We start from the raw sequence: 15,191 nt of genomic DNA, 5'->3' as shown, positions 1-15,191 counted from the left end.
TGGGGGTTGGACAGTTATCATAGCCAATTGTGTGCCAGTCGTTTTCCTTCCATGCCCCGTTCCCGCACCGCGCCGCCTGACGAACCTCGGATTTCCGAGGACGACGAACCCCGCTACAGCGGCCCGAGCAAATCCCAGCGCAAGCGCGACATGACCGCCTTGCAGGCGCTGGGTGTGCGTCTGGTCGATCTGTCGCGCGACAAGCTCGCGCAACTGCCGCTGTCCGAGCGGCTGCTCGAGGCCATCCACGAAGCCCAGCGCATCACGGCGCACGAGGGGCGGCGGCGGCAGCTGCAATTCGTGGGCAAGCTCATGCGCGATGCCGATGGCCCGGCCATCGAAGCGCAGCTCGACATCTGGGAGAATGGCACGCGCGAGCAGGCCAGGTACTTTCATGAACTGGAGCGCTGGCGCGATCGCCTGATGGACGACGACGAGGCGCTCACACCCTTCATCGCCGCCTATCCGAACGCCGACGTCCAGCAACTGCGCTCGCTGATCCGCGCGGCCCGCAAGGAAGCCGCCACCAACGCGGCACTGCCCGACGGCCGCGAGGCCCAGCGCAAGCACTATCGCGCCCTCTTCCAGGCCATCAAACAACAGCGCGACGACGCCACCGCGCCCTCGCCGGAATCGCCATGACCGCCTCTGCCCCCCTGCTCGAAGCCATCGAACTGCAAACCGGCCCCAATCCGCAACGCGCCATCATCTGGCTGCACGGCCTGGGCGCCGACGGCCGCGATTTCGCGCCCATCGTGCCCGAGCTCGATCTCACAGGCCTGCCGGACGTGCGCTTCGTGTTCCCGCACGCGGCCATCATGCCGGTCACGATCAATGGCGGCATGGCCATGCGCGCGTGGTACGACATCATCGGCACCGATCTCACGCGGCGTGAGGATGCCGATGGCATCCGCGCCTCCGAACGGCAGGTGGTCGCCCTGATCGAACGCGAGCTGGCGCGCGGCATCGAAGCACGCCACATCGTGCTCGCCGGCTTCTCGCAGGGGTGCGCCATGACACTGCACACCGGGCTGCGCTACGGCAAGGCACTCGCCGGCCTGGTGGGCCTGTCCGGGTATCTGCCTCTGGCAGATCTCCTGGAGGCCGAGCGTCACGAGGCCAATCGTCAGACGCCGATCTTCCTGGCCCACGGCACCCAGGATCCGGTGGTGCAGTATGCGCGGGCCAAGGCCTCGCTGGATGCGCTGCAGGCACTGGGCCACCCTGTCAGCTGGCACGAGTATCCGATGCCGCATTCGGTGCATCCACAGGAAATCGCGGATATCGCTGCCTTCTTGCGCCAAGTGCTCGCATAACTGAACGGTTGGGTGTTAACTTACGCTACCTTTTGCAAGCCTTGAGGAGTGCCACCATGTTCAAGAAAGTCCTGATCCCGACGGACGGTTCTCCACTGGCAGTCCAGTCCGCGACGGCTGGCATTGCTTTCGCCAAGTCTGTCGGCGCGCAAGTCGTCGCCCTGCACGTCACCCAGCCGTTCGCCGCCACCATCGGCTTTGACGGCATGGCCGCGGCCTATGCCATCACCGATGAATCGTATGAGAAGGCGGCTGCGGAACAGGCCGCAGAGTACTTGCGCACCGTGCTCGACAAAGCCGCTGCCGAAGGCGTGATCGCCGAATCGTGCTCGGTGTCGAATTTCAACGTGGCCGATGGCGTGGTCCAGGCCGCGCAGGAAAACCACTGCGATCTGATCTTCATCGGTAGCCACGGCCGCAGTGGCCTGTCGCGTCTGCTCCTGGGCAGCGTCACGGCCAAGGTGTTGTCGCTCTCGACGGTCGCGGTGCTGGTCTATCGCGTGCAGGACGCCAAGGGCTGATCCCACACCGGGACACCGCATGCAAGAAGGGCCGTCAGCGTTACCGCTGACGGCCCTTCTTCATTCCAGGCAGGACGGAAGCAGACGCCGCCGTCCTGCCGTGCCGATCAGTCGCGCAGCTGCTGCTGCAGGACTTCCAGGATGCGACCGGCGGTCGCGCTGGAATCGGGCTGGCCATCCGCGTTCAGGACGGTGACACGGGTGGTGCCACCCACGTCGGACAGTTGGACGCGGTACTGCGGCTGTTGGGCCGGCTGGCGCGAACCGAACATCCGGCTGAAGAAGCCCGGCTTTTCGGTCTGTTGCGCGTCGACGTCCACATAACGCACGTAGTACTGGCCTGCGGCGCGATCGCGATCCTCGACCGTGAAATTGCCACGGTCCAGGGCCAGGCCGACACGGCGCCAAGCGCGGTCGAAGCCCTCGGGGATGTCGAGCGTGCTGCCACTGCGCACGGCCTGTGCGCTCTGTGCCATGCCTTGCGGCTGGCCAGCAGCGGCCGCCACCTGCATCTCGGCCTTCGCGCGCTCTTCCTCGGCGCCCAGGAACACCATGAAGCGGCTCAGCATGGCCGCATCCAGTTCCGGGTTGGAAGGGCGCGGCACCCACTTGGTCTGCGATTCGTTGATCACTTCCTCGACCATGTGCTGGTGCGAGAAGTAGACCTCGATGCGGCCGTCCGGCGCGCGCTCCAGGCGCGTGCGGAAGAGCTCGCGCTGGCCGCTGTCCCAGACCTGGTCGAAGACCCGGCCCACCGTGCGGCGAATGATGTCCTGCGGGATGTTCGCGCGGTTCTCGGCCCAGTCCGTTTCGATGAGGCCGGCCTGGCCGTTCTGCGAACGGATGGCGAAGCCCTGGCTGCGCCAGAACTCGAGGGCACGTTCGAAGACCTGATTGGCCGGCATGTTGACGCTCAGCCAGCGCGTCGTGCCATCCCGTTCGACCGTGATGTCGGAGCGTTGCGGCAGGACCGCGGAGCCTTGCGCCGTACCGGCGTCGGCGCGACGCTGCGCCTGATCCGTGGCGTACTGCGAGAACGACGTGCCACCCGGGCCTTGCGGCACCTGGTAGCGCGTGTTGGCCGGCACCTGCGTGAGATCGGGCGGCACCGACAAAGAGCCGCGCGTGGGCGTGGCGCTCTGGTAGTCGATGGCGTCTTCTCTGCCGAGGAACTGATTGAACGCGTTGCAGCCGGTCAACGCCACCGCCACCACAACGGCGCCGGCGATGCGCAATTCTCTGGTCATTAACGAAGCTCTCATGTGGAACGACGGAAAGTGCGACGGGCGGGGCAGACCTGGCGTCTGCCCGCACCGGTGTCGCGCGGCGGGCGGTGCCTAGAGCACGCCGGCCGAGACGAGGGCCTGGCGAACGGCCTCATGATGCCGCGCATCCAGCTCGCACAGCGGCAAACGATAACCCAATTCCGTCTTGCTCATCTGGGCGAGCGCCCATTTGACGGGGATCGGGTTGGCCTCGAGGAAGAGCGCGCGGTTCAGCAGGAACAGGCGCTCGTTCAGTTCGCGGGTGCGCGGCACGTCGCCAGCGATGGCGGCGGCACACAGATCGGCCATCTCGCGCGGGGCGACGTTGGCCGTGACGGAGATGTTGCCATCGCCGCCCAGCAGCATCAGGGCGGCTGCGGTCGGATCATCCCCGCTGTAGACCGCAAAGCCCTTCGGACGGCGGCGCAACAGATCCGTGCCGCGCACGATATCGCCCGTGGCGTCCTTGATGCCGACGATACCGGGCACCTCAGCCAGACGCAGCGTGGTGTCCGTGGCCAGATCGGCCACGGTGCGGCCCGGCACGTTGTACAGGATGGTGGGCAGATCCACCGCTTCGGCCACCGCGCGGAAATGGCGGTACATGCCTTCCTGCGTGGGACGGTTGTAGTAAGGCACGACCTGCAGACCGTAATCGGCCCCTGCCTTCTTGGCGTAGCCCGCGAGCTCGATGGCTTCCGCCGTGGAGTTGCCACCCACACCCGCGATCACCGGCATCCGTTTGGCCACGTGCTCCACGGTCACGCGGATCATCTCGGCGTGCTCCTCCATGGAGACGGTGGGGGATTCGCCCGTGGTGCCCACGGCGACGATGGCCGAGGTGCCCTCGGCCGCGTGCCAGTCGAGCAGGCGACGGTATGCATCGTAATCCAGGCTGCCGTCCGGCAGCATGGGTGTGACGATTGCCACGATGCTGCCCTGGAGGGGCTGCGCGGCAACAGCGTTCATGGTGAAAACTCCCTTGGCAGACGCCGGGCACAGGAGCCGGCGACGGCTGAGAACAGAATGGCGGAAACGGGGATTCTACCTGCTTACCGGGCTGGGCCGCACGCGGGGACTTCCCTGCATGCTACGAGCCGTTGCAACGGCCTTCGCGCCAGCAGACGTGGCGCCAGCGCCAGGGGGCGACCGGATCGGAATCGGCCCACAGCCCGCGTCGCTGGCGGCGGGCGGCATCCTCGGCCACCGCCACGGCCGGATCGCGCAGAAAGGCGCCCCTGCGCTCGCGGTTGGCCCAGGCGAGCCCTGCGCCTGCCATCACCTGATTGGCGGTGACCCCCTCGGGCAGCGGCAGATCGCAGACGTCGCGCCGGTGCGGATCGACGTCGTGGCAGACGGCCGTCAGCGTCTTGCCCTCGACGAGCCGGGTGAGCTCGCGCCGCGCGGCCTGCCCGTAGGGCTGGCCCGGACGTTGGCCGCCGCCCGTCTCGGGCGCGTCGATGCTCGCGAGGCGGATCGTGCGCTGGCTCCCATCGGCAAGCACCATGCGCACCGTGTCGCCATCGATCACCCGAACGATGCGGCCTGCGAGCCGGTGGGTGGGCGCCACCGCAGGCGCGACCCGCGACCCGGGTGCCGCGAACGCGCCGACGCTGGCTGCCCCGGCCGGCGGCGCGGCCAGCGTGGTGGCGAACGCCAGCAGGGCAAGCAGGCTGCCCTGCCCCAACGTGCGTGCGCGAGGGCTCGGCCCACGTGTCATCAGCGCACCAGCATCAGCCCGACCCGGAACTGATCGGGCTGGCGCACGTTGTAGTCGAGCAGACTCTGCCCATAACCGTTCACGTACTGCAGATGCAAGTAGCCGTTCATGTTCGAGAGCCAGGTGTCGCGCAGCGGCCAGGCGACATCCACCTGGTAGGAATCGCGTCCGCCCTTGCCGTCACGCCACAGGCCCGAGATCATGGCCCCGTCGTCCTGCGCCCAGGCCAGGTGCCAGGCCACGCGGCCGCGCACGTCGGCCACGTCCGCATTCTCGCTCGCGACAGCGAAGTACTTGCGCAGGCGCGGCGCGAAGCTCAGGGTGCTGCCGCCATCGAAGCGGTAATTCAGCGAGGGCTGGGCGTAGAACGCGTTGAACGAGCGGGACTCCTCGCCGTCGCGCCCGTTGGACTGGTGCTCGACGCCCGCATTCATGCCGACGAACCAGCGCTGCGAGGCCGATTGCCAGACGTTGTCCTTCATCCAGAAGAGGCTGGGGTTGTACGTCGTGTCGTAGAAGGGCTTGGAGGGGCTGTCCAGATCCCAGAGCGAGGTCTGCGTATAGCCGAGATAGAGATTCTCGTGAAAGGTCGCCGGGCGATCGACAGGCGGCTGGAAGAGCCGGTACTTCAGGCTGATCTGAAAGCGTGCATTGGTGCCGCCGCGCGTGCCCACGACGAAGTACACCGGCTCGTAGGGCGACAAGGCATTGCGGAAATGCTCCCACGCGGCGGTGGAATATGGCTGCTGACCCGCCGATCCGGCCGCCACGGGCGCCGGGCCCACGGTGGCGTTCTCGCCCAGGCCTGCCGTGGCCGCGGGCGGCAGCGGTGCGCCGGTGCCCGGCGTGCCATCCGGGCGGCCAACGTCCACGATGGGCCCCAAGGCCGGCGTGCCTGCCACGGGGCTGCGCTCGCGCGTGCTCACGTCCAGCGCGAGCAGTGCTGGCTCGCCCTCGATCGAGACCGCCTGCAGTCCATCCACGCCGTGCGGCACCACAGCGCGCCAGCTCATGCGCGCGAAGTTGTTCACGGGGACACTGGAGGTGACGGGCTCGCCCGCCAGGTAGGCGAGCGTGCGCAGGCTTTGCCCGCTCGGCGCACGCCACTGCAGCACGAGCTGGCGGGCCGGCGTCCAGTTGGCCGCGCTGGGCGTGTCGTTGAAGAACACGGCACGGATCTCGACCGTCTCGCCCGGGGCGGCCTGGGGGCGATCGAGCTGGAACGTGGTGCCCGCGTGAGCCACGGGCAGGGCTGCCGCACCGGCCAGGGCCAGGGCGAGCGGGGCAAAACGGAGCATGGGGGGAACTCGACAGGAGGGGGTGCTGGGCGAGCTTACACTGTTTGCCATGACTGCGCGCACCACCGTTTCCGCGATACAACACCCGCCCTGGCCAGGCCCGCCTGCCCTGCCCCACGCCTTCTTCGACCAGCCGCCGCTCGCGCTCGCCCAGGCGCTCCTCGGCAAGGTATTGCGCCGACGCCTGGACGGTCTGTGGCTGTCCGCGCGCATCATCGAGACCGAGGCCTATTGCCTGGACGAACGGGGCAGCCATGCCTCGCTGGGCTTCACGGCCAAGCGCGCGCCGCTCTTCGAGGAGACGGGCGGCATGCTGTACCTCTACTATGCCCGCGGCGGCGATTCCCTCAATATCGGTGCGCATGGCGCCGGCAACGCCGTCCTCATCAAATCCGGCCATCCCTGGCAGGACGAGCGCAGCGGCCCGGCGTCGCTCGCGCGCATGCAGGCGCTCAATCCGCGGTTCGACGGCAGCCCGCGCCCGCCCTCGGCGCTGTGCGCGGGGCAGACACTGCTCTGCCGCGCCCTCGGCTTGCGGGTACCCGAGTGGAACGGTCGATGGTTCACGGAGGATTTCTTCCTGGAGGACGTCGGGGCCGAGCCTGGCGCCGTGATCCAGACGACGCGCCTGGGCATTCCTACGGGACGCGACGAGCACTTGCCGTACCGCTTCGTCGATGCGGGCTTTGCGCCTTACGCCACGCGCAATCCGCTGCGGCGGGGCCAGCAGGAAGGCGTGCACTACACCCGCGTGACGACGGTCAAGGCTGTCGGATAGACCGACGTCGCGCCCGCTGGCCCCGCGCGCGGCGCGCCGGCCTGCCTGGCGTCACAGCCACTTGGCGCGCTTGAACCCGACGTACAGCGCGCCGCACACCGCGGCCATCCCGCTCATCACCAGCGGATAGCCATAACGCCAGCTGAGTTCAGGCATGTTCTGGAAATTCATGCCGTAGATGCCCGCGATGGCCGTGGGCACCGCCAGGATGGCTGCCCAGGCGGCAAGCCGGCGCACGACGTCGTTCTGCTGGCTCTGCCCGAGCATCAGGCTCGCTTCGAAGGCGAAGGCCAGCGCTTCGCGCAAGGCATCGACGAGCTCGGTGACGCGTTGCACGCGCTCGGCGACTTCCGTGAAGTATGGCCGCCCGATGGGGTCGATCTCGGGCGTGTCCACGCGCGAGAGCTTGCGGCAGACGTCGGCCAGCGGCGAAATGGAGATGCGAAACCGCAGCAGGTCGCGGCGCAGGCGGTAGAGCTTGCGAATGTCCGCGTCCGTCATGCCCCGGATGAAGAGCTTCTGCTCGAGATTCTCGATGCGGGCTTCCTGATCGTTGGCGGTCTGGAAGTAGCCATCGACGAGCAGATCAAGCAGTTCGGCCGCGACATAGCCGCTGCCGTGCGACAGAAGCTCGGGCGCGGCCTCGAGCCTGCGGCGCACGCCGCTGAAGGGGCTCGACGGCCCTCGGCGCACAGTGAGCAGAAAGCCCTTGCCGATGAGGAACAGCGTGGTGCCGAAGACGAAGCGGTTCTCGATCGTGCCCACGGTCGTGGCCACGACGAGGAGCTCATGGCCGAAGTCGATGAGGCGCGGGCGGCGGTGTCCTTCACAGAGCTCGTCGATGGCCTGGTCGGTCGCCCCCAGGCGCCTTGCCACGTCCACGACGAGCTCGGGGCGCGGCTCGAAGAGTCCGATCCAGAGCAGGCCGCGCTTGTCGCTCACATGCGTCTCGATGTCCTCGAGCGGCACATCGGCCACGCGCCGCCCGTCCACGTAGGCGACGCACGCGACCACCTCGCCTTCCCGGGCCGCCAGCCCGGCGTCGCCCCCCTGCTCGCCCGCATCCACCATGACCTACCCCAGCGCGGTGTCCAGCATCATCATGAGGACAAAGCCTATCATCAGCCCGACCGTGGCGCTCACCTCGTGCCCCTTGCGATGGGACTCCGGGATGATCTCGTGGCTGATGACGAACAGCATGGCGCCGGCGGCGATGCCCAACCCCCAGGGAAGCAGGGCTTCGGAGACACCGATGATGGTGGCGCCGAGCACCGCACCGAGGGGCTCGACCAGCCCTGTCGCGGCTGCGAGCACGACCGAAAACACACGGGAATAGCCGGCCGAGACCAGCGCGAGCGCGACCACGAGTCCTTCCGGCACGTCCTGGATCGCAATACCGGTGGTGAGCGCGCTGGCCTGAGGCCCCGTCGTGCCGGCGAAGGCGACGCCAATGGCGAGCCCCTCCGGCAGATTGTGCAAGGCGATGGCAAAGACGAAGAGCCACGCCCGGCGCAGGCGCGCAGCCTCGCGCCCTTCGAGGCCCTTGATGAAATGCTCGTGAGGCAACGCCCGATCGAGCAGCAGCAGCAAGGCTGCCCCGAGCAGCACGGCAGCGGCCATGATGCCCGGCGCCCCCCATTGCCCCGCACCCTGCGCCTGGGCAGCCGCGATACCGGGAATGACGAGCGAGAACGCACAGGCGGCCAGCATGACGCCGGCCCCGAATCCGAACAGCGAATCCTGCGTGCGCTCGGACAACCGCTGCGAGAACAGCACCGGGACAGCGCCCAATGCGGTCGCACCCGCAGCCACCAACCCACCCAGCAACGCGTCCATCACCACACTGTCAGGTTGCCACAGGGCCTGCCACACCTGGTACATCAGGATCAGCATGCCGGCACCGACGATGCACAGGCCAAGACTGCGGCGCACCCAGTGGGTGCGCGAGGAGGGACGGGCGGATTCCAGCGGGTGCATGCGTCACCTGTCAGGCGATGGCGGCCTCGTAGCGGCGGGCCACCTCGTCCCAATCGACCACGTTGTAGAACGCGGCGATGTATTCCGGGCGACGGTTCTGGTACTTCAGGTAGTAGGCATGCTCCCACACGTCCAGGCCGAGGATCGGCGTATTGCCGGTCATGAGGGGGCTGTCCTGGTTGCCGGTGCTCTCCACGACGAGCTTCTTGCTCTTGTCGACCGAAAGCCAGGCCCAGCCGCTGCCGAACCGGCTCGTGGCCGCCTTGGTGAAGGCCTCCTTGAACGCGTCGAGACCGCCGAGATCCTTGTCGATCGCCGCGGCCAGGGCGCCCGAGGGCGCACCGCCACCGTTGGGCGACATCACCGTCCAGAAGAGCGAATGGTTGGCATGGCCGCCCCCATTGTTGCGCACCGCCGTGCGGATGGATTCGGGCAGCGCGTCGATGTTCGCGATGAGCTTCTCGACGGGCTGCTCGGCGACCTTGGCGCTCTCGAGCGCGGCGTTCAGGTTGTTGATGTAGGTCTGGTGATGCTTGGTGTAGTGGATCTCCATCGTCTGAGCATCGACGTTGGGTTCCAGCGCATCGTAGGCATAAGGCAACTTCGGCAGCGTGTAAGCCATGACCTTCTCCAAATGAAAATGAGTAGCAATTCGGCATTACTGCACCGATGATACCGAACTGTCACCCCCTAGCGCCAGTGAGCCCGCATGCGGGCCGCCAGATCGATCGCCGGGCCTCGTCCGGGCTCCGGCGGCGCCTGTGCCATGCCGGGCGGCAAGGGCGCGGTGGGTTTGCGTTCGAACAGTGCAAGCATGCCGTCTTCGATGAAACGCGTGCGGGCCGCATACACGTGGCGGTCGCCGCCCGGACCCTGCTGGCGGATGTAGAAGCGTTGCGGCACCACCAGCTGCAACCGGGTCTTGGCTCGCGTCAGAGCTACGTATAGCAGGCGGCGTTCCTCCTCGATCTCCTCGGTCTCGCCCGTGGCCAGATCCGACGGGATGCAGCCATCGACCGCATTCAGCAGATACACGCTGTGCCACTCCTGCCCTTTGGCCGAATGGATGGTGGAGAGAATGAGGTAATCCTCGTCGCGCGAGGGCACGCCGGATTCCCCGCTCGTGGCATCGGGCGGATCGAGGGCGAGATCCGTGAGAAAGCGCTCGCGCGTGGGATACGTCGCGGCGATGCGCACGAGCTGCTCCAGATCCTTGCGCCGCACGGGCACCTCGTCGTGCAGGCGCTCGATCTGCTCGTCGTACCAGGCCACCGCCCGCTCCAGATCGGCCGGCCAGGCCGGCGTGCGGGCCAAGGCTTGGATCACGCCGGCGAAGGCGGCCCAAGGCTGTGCCGCACCGGCACCGGGATCGAATTCGGCCAGCGCGCTGACTGGCTCGGCGTGCGCTGCCATGGCGTCCAGCAGCCGGGCCGAGCGCGCGGGCCCGATGCCCGGGACGAGTTGAGCCGCCCGGAACCCGGCCAGCCGGTTACGCGGATTCTGCGCCCAGCGCAACAGCGACAGGACGTCCTTGATGTGGCCGGCCTCGAGAAAGCGCAGGCCGCCGAATTTCTTGAACGGAATATTGCGCCGCACGAGCTCCAGCTCGAGCATCGCGCTGTGCGTGGCCGTACGGAATAGCACGGCTTGCGAGGTCAGACGCACGCCCTCCTCGCGCCGCTCGAGCACCTGATCGGCAACCCAGCGGGCCTGGCCCGCTTCGTCCGACACGTTGACCAGCTCCGGCCGCTGGCTCGCCTCGCGGTCCGTCCAGAGCGTCTTGGCATGACGCTCGGCCGCGCGCGCGATCACGGCGTTGGACGCCGCGAGAATGGGCTGGGTCGAGCGGTAGTTGCGCTCCAGTGCGATGATGTCCGCAGGCGGCGTGAAGTGCCCCGGGAAGTCCAGGATGTTGCGCACGGTCGCCGCGCGAAAGCCGTAGATCGACTGCGCATCGTCGCCCACCACCGTGACGCCGCGCCCGTGCGGCTTCATGCCCAGGAGGATCGCAGACTGCAGGCGATTGGTGTCCTGATACTCGTCCACCAGCACGTGATCGAAGGCCGCGTCGAGTTCGGCCGCGATGGCAGGCTCGGCCATCATGCCCGCCCAGTAGAGCAACAAGTCGTCGTAATCGAGCACCTGCTGGGCCTGCTTGGCCTCGACGTAGGCACCGAAGAGCGCATGCAGCTCGCCTGCCCAGGCGCTACACCAGGGGAACGCCTGATGCAGCACGTCGCCCAGCGGCTGCTGGCTGTTCACGACCCGCGAGTAGATCGCGAGACACGTGCCCTTCAAGGGAAAGCGCTGCGCCTGCGCATCGAGGCCTCGGGCCTGACGCACCATACCCATCAGGTCCTCGGCGTCGCCCCGGTCGTGGATGCTGAAATCCTCGGACAAGCCAATGCGGCCGGCGTACTGCCGCAGCAGCCTTGCACCCACGGCGTGGAAGGTGCCGGCCCACGGCAGGGCTGGCGGGGTGCCTTCGCGCCCAAGGGACTGCTGCAGCACGGCGCCCACGCGACGCTCCATCTCCTGTGCCGCGCGCCGGGAGAAGGTGAGGAGCAGCAGACGATGCGGATCCGCCCCCTGACGCAGCAGATGCGCCACCCGGTGGGCGAGCGTCGTGGTCTTGCCGGAGCCCGCCCCCGCGATCACGAGGAGCGGCGGCGGCAGCCCGGGCCCTTCGGCGCCGAAGGTGGCTGCACGACGCTGCTCGGGGTTGAGGCTGTCCAGCGGATCAGGAGAAACAGGGTCGGACATCAGGGCACCACGGCACACGGCAAAATGGATACGATACTGGATATTCGTACAGACATCATGCCATCTTCGACCATCCTCGTCGGTACGGCCTCGTTCGCGGATCGCGGCCTGCTCGCCACCGGGCGCTTCTACCCGCCCGAGGTCACCCGCCCGGCGCAGCGCCTGCCTTATTACGCCAGCCAGTTCCCCCTGGTGGAGATCGACGCCACCTACTACGGGATGCCGGACCCGGTCATGACCCACGGCTGGGCACAGCGCAGCCCTGAGGGATTCACGATCAACGTCAAGGCGTTTCGTGCGCTGACGGGCCACCCGACGCCCCTGCGCGCCCTGCCCGCCGAGGTCCGCGAGGCGTTCGACGGGCCGCCGGACGCGACGATCCTGCCGAATGCCTTGCCCGCGACGGCGTTGCGCGAGTTGTGGCATCGCTTCACGCTGGGCATCGAGCCCCTGCGCCAGGCTGACCGGCTCGGCACAGTGCTCTGTCAGCTGCCGGGCTGGGTCCGTGCCAATGTGGCCGGTCGCCAGCAGGTGCTGTCGTGTGCTCGCGGTCTGGAAGGCCTCATCCCGGCCTTCGAATTCCGGCACCGCAGCTGGTTCGCGGATGAGCGCGCCACCGCCGACACACTGGGCCTGCTGCGGGATGTGGGGGCGGTACACGTGGTGGTCGACGCGCCCCAGGTAGGTGAGCGCACAGTGCCGGCCATCTGGGCCGCGACACACCCTGACATCGCCATGGTGCGTCTGCATGGCCGCAACACCCGCGCCTGGGATCACGCCGGCGGCCATTCGGGCGGCCGCTTCGACTACGTGTATACGCCGCAGGAGCTGGCGGAGCTTGCCGAATCGGCGCGCCTGCTCGCGGCCCAAGCGAAGCGCCTGCATGTCGTCGTGAACACCAATCGCGACGACCAGGGCGTGGTCAACGCCCGGGGTATCGTGCAGGCCCTCGACGCCCTGGGCTGAGGCCGACCCCGTCAGCGCGCAGCGCTTGCGGCCATGGCGGCCGTGGACTCGACCCCGCGTGCGGTATCGGCTGCGGCGGGCACGGCCGCAGGCGCACTCGCCAAGCCGGCACCCGTGGCCGCACTGCCCGCCGCGGCAGGAATGACGGGCCGGGACGGATACCGCGCCCAGGCCGTGCCGCGTTGATCCTGCCCCACGCCCGGCCGGCTCCAGTCGCACACGCCTTGCGGAAAGATACGCTGCAACTGCTCCCATTGCGCCGGCGTCGGCGCCACCGGGTACGCGGCCGGATCCAGCGGCTGCAATCGGCACTTGAGTGCATCCCCCGCGATCGGTGCACCCGCTGCCACGTGGGCCCCGGCGGGCGCCGGGTACAGCGTGGCGCAGCGTCCACCCAGGGCATTCATGGGCTCCTCGACGGCCGTGGGCGTGGCATCGCGCGTCATGCAGGTGTCCACGAGGTGCTCGGGCCGATTGCGCGCCACCTTCTCTACCGGCGAGCCGGGCGCCATATCCTGATCGATGGCGGTGAGCCATGCATCCATCGCGGCCAGGGCACGGCGCAGCAAGGGGCTTGCCGTCGAGTACAGCCCATGGCGCGCGTCCTCGACGAACATGACGTGATTGGCCGCTGCGCTGGAAGTGCCCGCCAGGCGCGAGCGCAGCGAGAACGAGTGATAGCGCAGGTGCATGTCGCCCGCGGGCAGATCGTCCGTGTAGGCCCGGTAATCGATGATCGGGATGTTCGCGAGCCCGCCCTTGCCGGTGACGAGCCCCGCCGCATAGGCCGCCTGCAGGGCGCCGGGCGCGCCCTGCGAGCGTTCCGTCGAGTGCGTCCCATAGCGATCGAAGCCGCCGATCTTCTCGTTCAGATCAAGGAACTGGGCCATGGAGATCTGCCCACCCTTCAAGGCCTGCAGCCCGTACTGCACGCCCACGTTGTCCAGCGGGCGCAGGGCACTGCCGCTATCCGGATCCCGGCCGAAGACATTGATGCCGTGGGAGAACACGTCCACGCGCACGCCTGATGGATTGCTCGCCGGGTCGAAGAGCAAGGTGCGCGGCAGCCCGTCGGGCACGATGCCGGTGGCGGCAATGCGCTTGACCCCGCGTTCGATGTCCGGATTCTGCAGCGTCGCCAGGCTTGCCACCCCCGCCACCACGCGTTGCTGGTCTGCGCTGAAGGGCAGGCTCTCATCGCTCTGGAAGTAGTGCCGCATCAGCGTCACGTCGGCCAGCATGGTGATGGTGGCGAGCAGATCGGGAAAGCTGCAGCCCGGGATGATGCCGTCGAGCAACCCGGGGTAGGCGTCGGCGATGTAGTGCTGCTGGTAGGAGCCACCCGAGCAGCCCCAGCCGATCGTGAAGCGTGGCACGCCGAAGGTCGTGATGAAGCGCGCCTTCACCATGGCCATCGTCTCGGCCGCGAGCAGTTCATTGCAGTTGTTGCCGAAGACGTTGAGCGAGGATGAGGCCACCGCATACCCCTGCTCGATCATGTGCGCATTGAGCACGTCGCCCACCGAGGCGCCCTGCCGGTACCAGCCGCCATTGCAACCGCCCCCGAAGGCGAAGACGAGACGGTTGTTCCAGCCCGTCCAGCCGCGCCACGGCGTCACGTCTGGATCCTCGTAGGGATCATGGAGCACGGCGATCTGATAGATGGCCCGGTTCACCGTGCCCGTCTGCAGGCGCACGATATAGCGCACCGCCTGGCCCTCCCGCGTGACGGTGGCGACGTCCGCCGGGGGCGTCTCCCCTTCGGGCAACGGGCGTAGCACCCCGCCCGTCACGCCCTCGGGCCGGTAGTAATAATCCACCCGCGTGGCGATCGTGCAGTTCGCATCCAGCGGCGCGCCCAGGCGCGTGCCGCCCGGCAGGCTGAACTCCGTCGTCTGACAGATGAAGGGTTGCTCCTGGGGACCGGCGAAGAGCGGACCGCTCACCGGGTGGTTGACCAGGGTGAGCGAGCCTGCCTCCTCCCCTCGCACCCGCACCTGCAGTACCGCGGACCCGACCTGCAGGCCGGTCAGGCGGCCGATGAGCTGGCGATCGCGCGATACGACGAAGTGACGTGTGATGTCAGTGGTGCCCAGATGGACGGTGATGTCCTGCGGTGCGTAGGGCGACGGCACAGGCACACGGATGAGCACGTCGCCGCCGCTCACCATGTCGGCCCGGGAAGACAGCACCTGCGGTGTGATGCTGACGGCAAGAGCTCCCCCGGACGACGCAGCAGGCGCAGAAGGCGCGGACGGCGGCGCTGGCGTCGGCGACGACGGCATGGGCGCTGGCTGTGGGGCGGCAACTGCGGCAGGTTCGCTCGCCGCCCCCTTCTCGGCAGCCTCCGGGCTGGGCGGTGCAGCCGGCTCAGCCGCGGGCGATGGTGCCGGTCCGCTGCGTGGCGAGATCTGCGCTGGCTGCAGGATCAGACTCTGTGCGTCAGGCTGGGCCGGTGCAGGGGCAGCGCGACCAGTGGAAGGGGCGGAAGCGGCGTGCGCGGCCGATGCCCCCAGGGCTCCGGCAAAGGCCAGCGCCCGGGCCCAGCGCGCCACCGCACTCAACGCAGCGGGCGTGCGGGGGCGTG

14 protein-coding genes are annotated in these 15,191 nt (G+C 68.3%); 5 read left to right on the top strand and 9 right to left on the bottom strand.

What is annotated here, in order from left to right:
• The first annotated feature begins 51 nt into the window (after positions 1-51).
• Genes yjgA through IMZ29_RS13590 form a run of 3 tightly spaced genes read left to right on the top strand, consistent with a single transcriptional unit; the run spans position 52 to position 1,837 of the window.
• A complete protein-coding gene (yjgA, locus tag IMZ29_RS13600; RefSeq protein WP_216184847.1) occupies positions 52-642 on the top strand; it encodes a ribosome biogenesis factor YjgA in 591 nt (196 codons plus the stop codon).
• Entirely contained in the window at positions 639-1,316 is a 678-nt protein-coding gene (locus IMZ29_RS13595) for an alpha/beta hydrolase (RefSeq protein WP_216184844.1), read from the top strand. The genes yjgA and IMZ29_RS13595 overlap by 4 nt, the downstream gene beginning before the upstream one ends.
• Before the next feature lie 56 nt (positions 1,317-1,372).
• On the top strand, positions 1,373-1,837 hold the full coding sequence (locus tag IMZ29_RS13590) for a universal stress protein (protein WP_216184842.1): 465 nt from the start codon (positions 1,373-1,375) through the stop codon (positions 1,835-1,837).
• Between the two features lie 107 nt (positions 1,838-1,944).
• Here IMZ29_RS13590 and bamC read toward each other — a convergent pair whose 3' ends face one another.
• The 4 genes from bamC to IMZ29_RS13570 all read right to left on the bottom strand — a co-directional run bounded on the left by bamC (position 1,945) and on the right by IMZ29_RS13570 (position 6,120).
• Positions 1,945-3,084 carry an NlpB/DapX family lipoprotein gene (bamC, locus tag IMZ29_RS13585; RefSeq protein ID WP_216184839.1) on the bottom strand — a complete coding sequence of 380 codons (1,140 nt, stop codon included), beginning with the start codon at positions 3,082-3,084 and terminating at the stop codon, positions 1,945-1,947.
• Positions 3,085-3,174: 90 nt separating this feature from the next.
• On the bottom strand, positions 3,175-4,071 hold the full coding sequence (dapA, locus tag IMZ29_RS13580) for a 4-hydroxy-tetrahydrodipicolinate synthase (protein ID WP_216184836.1): 897 nt from the start codon (positions 4,069-4,071) through the stop codon (positions 3,175-3,177).
• A 121-nt stretch (positions 4,072-4,192) separates the two neighbouring features.
• Positions 4,193-4,822, bottom strand: coding sequence for a thermonuclease family protein (locus tag IMZ29_RS13575; protein WP_216184834.1), 630 nt, complete (start codon positions 4,820-4,822; stop codon positions 4,193-4,195).
• Complete coding sequence (locus IMZ29_RS13570) at positions 4,822-6,120, bottom strand: phospholipase A (protein ID WP_216184833.1); 1,299 nt, start codon at positions 6,118-6,120, stop codon at positions 4,822-4,824. The genes IMZ29_RS13575 and IMZ29_RS13570 overlap by 1 nt, the downstream gene beginning before the upstream one ends.
• Before the next feature lie 49 nt (positions 6,121-6,169).
• On the opposite strand from IMZ29_RS13570, the gene IMZ29_RS13565 reads away from it, so the two are divergent.
• Positions 6,170-6,898: a DNA-3-methyladenine glycosylase gene (locus IMZ29_RS13565; RefSeq protein WP_216184831.1), complete on the top strand. Its 729-nt coding sequence runs from the start codon at positions 6,170-6,172 to the stop codon at positions 6,896-6,898.
• Positions 6,899-6,949: 51 nt separating this feature from the next.
• Here the strand turns inward: IMZ29_RS13565 and IMZ29_RS13560 are convergent, their stop codons facing one another.
• The 4 genes from IMZ29_RS13560 to IMZ29_RS13545 form a co-directional block, all read right to left on the bottom strand.
• Entirely contained in the window at positions 6,950-7,969 is a 1,020-nt protein-coding gene (locus IMZ29_RS13560) for a magnesium and cobalt transport protein CorA (protein ID WP_216184829.1), read from the bottom strand.
• Between the two features lie 3 nt (positions 7,970-7,972).
• Complete coding sequence (locus IMZ29_RS13555; protein ID WP_371820265.1) at positions 7,973-8,791, bottom strand: ZIP family metal transporter; 819 nt, start codon at positions 8,789-8,791, stop codon at positions 7,973-7,975.
• Positions 8,792-8,885: 94 nt separating this feature from the next.
• Positions 8,886-9,497, bottom strand: a complete 612-nt coding sequence (locus IMZ29_RS13550; protein ID WP_216184824.1) for a superoxide dismutase — start codon at positions 9,495-9,497, stop codon at positions 8,886-8,888.
• Positions 9,498-9,565: 68 nt separating this feature from the next.
• Positions 9,566-11,638: an ATP-dependent helicase gene (locus tag IMZ29_RS13545; protein WP_216184821.1), complete on the bottom strand. Its 2,073-nt coding sequence runs from the start codon at positions 11,636-11,638 to the stop codon at positions 9,566-9,568.
• A gap of 57 nt (positions 11,639-11,695) precedes the next feature.
• Here IMZ29_RS13545 and IMZ29_RS13540 point away from each other — a divergent pair, with 57 nt between their 5' ends.
• Positions 11,696-12,604, top strand: a complete 909-nt coding sequence (locus tag IMZ29_RS13540; protein ID WP_216184818.1) for a DUF72 domain-containing protein — start codon at positions 11,696-11,698, stop codon at positions 12,602-12,604.
• An 11-nt stretch (positions 12,605-12,615) separates the two neighbouring features.
• Here the strand turns inward: IMZ29_RS13540 and IMZ29_RS13535 are convergent, their stop codons facing one another.
• Positions 12,616-14,796, bottom strand: coding sequence for a DUF6351 family protein (locus tag IMZ29_RS13535; protein ID WP_216184814.1), 2,181 nt, complete (start codon positions 14,794-14,796; stop codon positions 12,616-12,618).
• Positions 14,797-15,191: the final 395 nt, after the last annotated feature.

This window comes from Verticiella alkaliphila (assembly GCF_018904615.1).
Lineage (GTDB): Bacteria > Pseudomonadota > Gammaproteobacteria > Burkholderiales > Burkholderiaceae_B > Verticiella > Verticiella alkaliphila.
This window is presented reverse-complemented; position numbering and strand designations above follow the sequence as displayed.

Bases quoted from the DNA above. Each gene is read 5' to 3' on its own strand.
- IMZ29_RS13560 (WP_216184829.1), bottom strand. From the start codon at position 7,969: ATGGTGGATGCGGGCGAGCAGGGGGGCGACGCCGGGCTGGCGGCCCGG.
- IMZ29_RS13545 (WP_216184821.1), bottom strand. From the start codon at position 11,638: ATGTCCGACCCTGTTTCTCCTGATCCGCTGGACAGCCTCAACCCCGAG.
- IMZ29_RS13595 (WP_216184844.1), top strand. From the start codon at position 639: ATGACCGCCTCTGCCCCCCTGCTCGAAGCCATCGAACTGCAAACCGGC.
- yjgA (WP_216184847.1), top strand. From the start codon at position 52: ATGCCCCGTTCCCGCACCGCGCCGCCTGACGAACCTCGGATTTCCGAG.
- IMZ29_RS13575 (WP_216184834.1), bottom strand. From the start codon at position 4,822: ATGACACGTGGGCCGAGCCCTCGCGCACGCACGTTGGGGCAGGGCAGC.
- bamC (WP_216184839.1), bottom strand. From the start codon at position 3,084: ATGACCAGAGAATTGCGCATCGCCGGCGCCGTTGTGGTGGCGGTGGCG.
- IMZ29_RS13565 (WP_216184831.1), top strand. From the start codon at position 6,170: ATGACTGCGCGCACCACCGTTTCCGCGATACAACACCCGCCCTGGCCA.
- IMZ29_RS13590 (WP_216184842.1), top strand. From the start codon at position 1,373: ATGTTCAAGAAAGTCCTGATCCCGACGGACGGTTCTCCACTGGCAGTC.
- IMZ29_RS13555 (WP_371820265.1), bottom strand. From the start codon at position 8,791: ATGCTGATCCTGATGTACCAGGTGTGGCAGGCCCTGTGGCAACCTGAC.
- IMZ29_RS13550 (WP_216184824.1), bottom strand. From the start codon at position 9,497: ATGGCTTACACGCTGCCGAAGTTGCCTTATGCCTACGATGCGCTGGAA.
- IMZ29_RS13540 (WP_216184818.1), top strand. From the start codon at position 11,696: ATGCCATCTTCGACCATCCTCGTCGGTACGGCCTCGTTCGCGGATCGC.
- IMZ29_RS13570 (WP_216184833.1), bottom strand. From the start codon at position 6,120: ATGCTCCGTTTTGCCCCGCTCGCCCTGGCCCTGGCCGGTGCGGCAGCC.
- dapA (WP_216184836.1), bottom strand. From the start codon at position 4,071: ATGAACGCTGTTGCCGCGCAGCCCCTCCAGGGCAGCATCGTGGCAATC.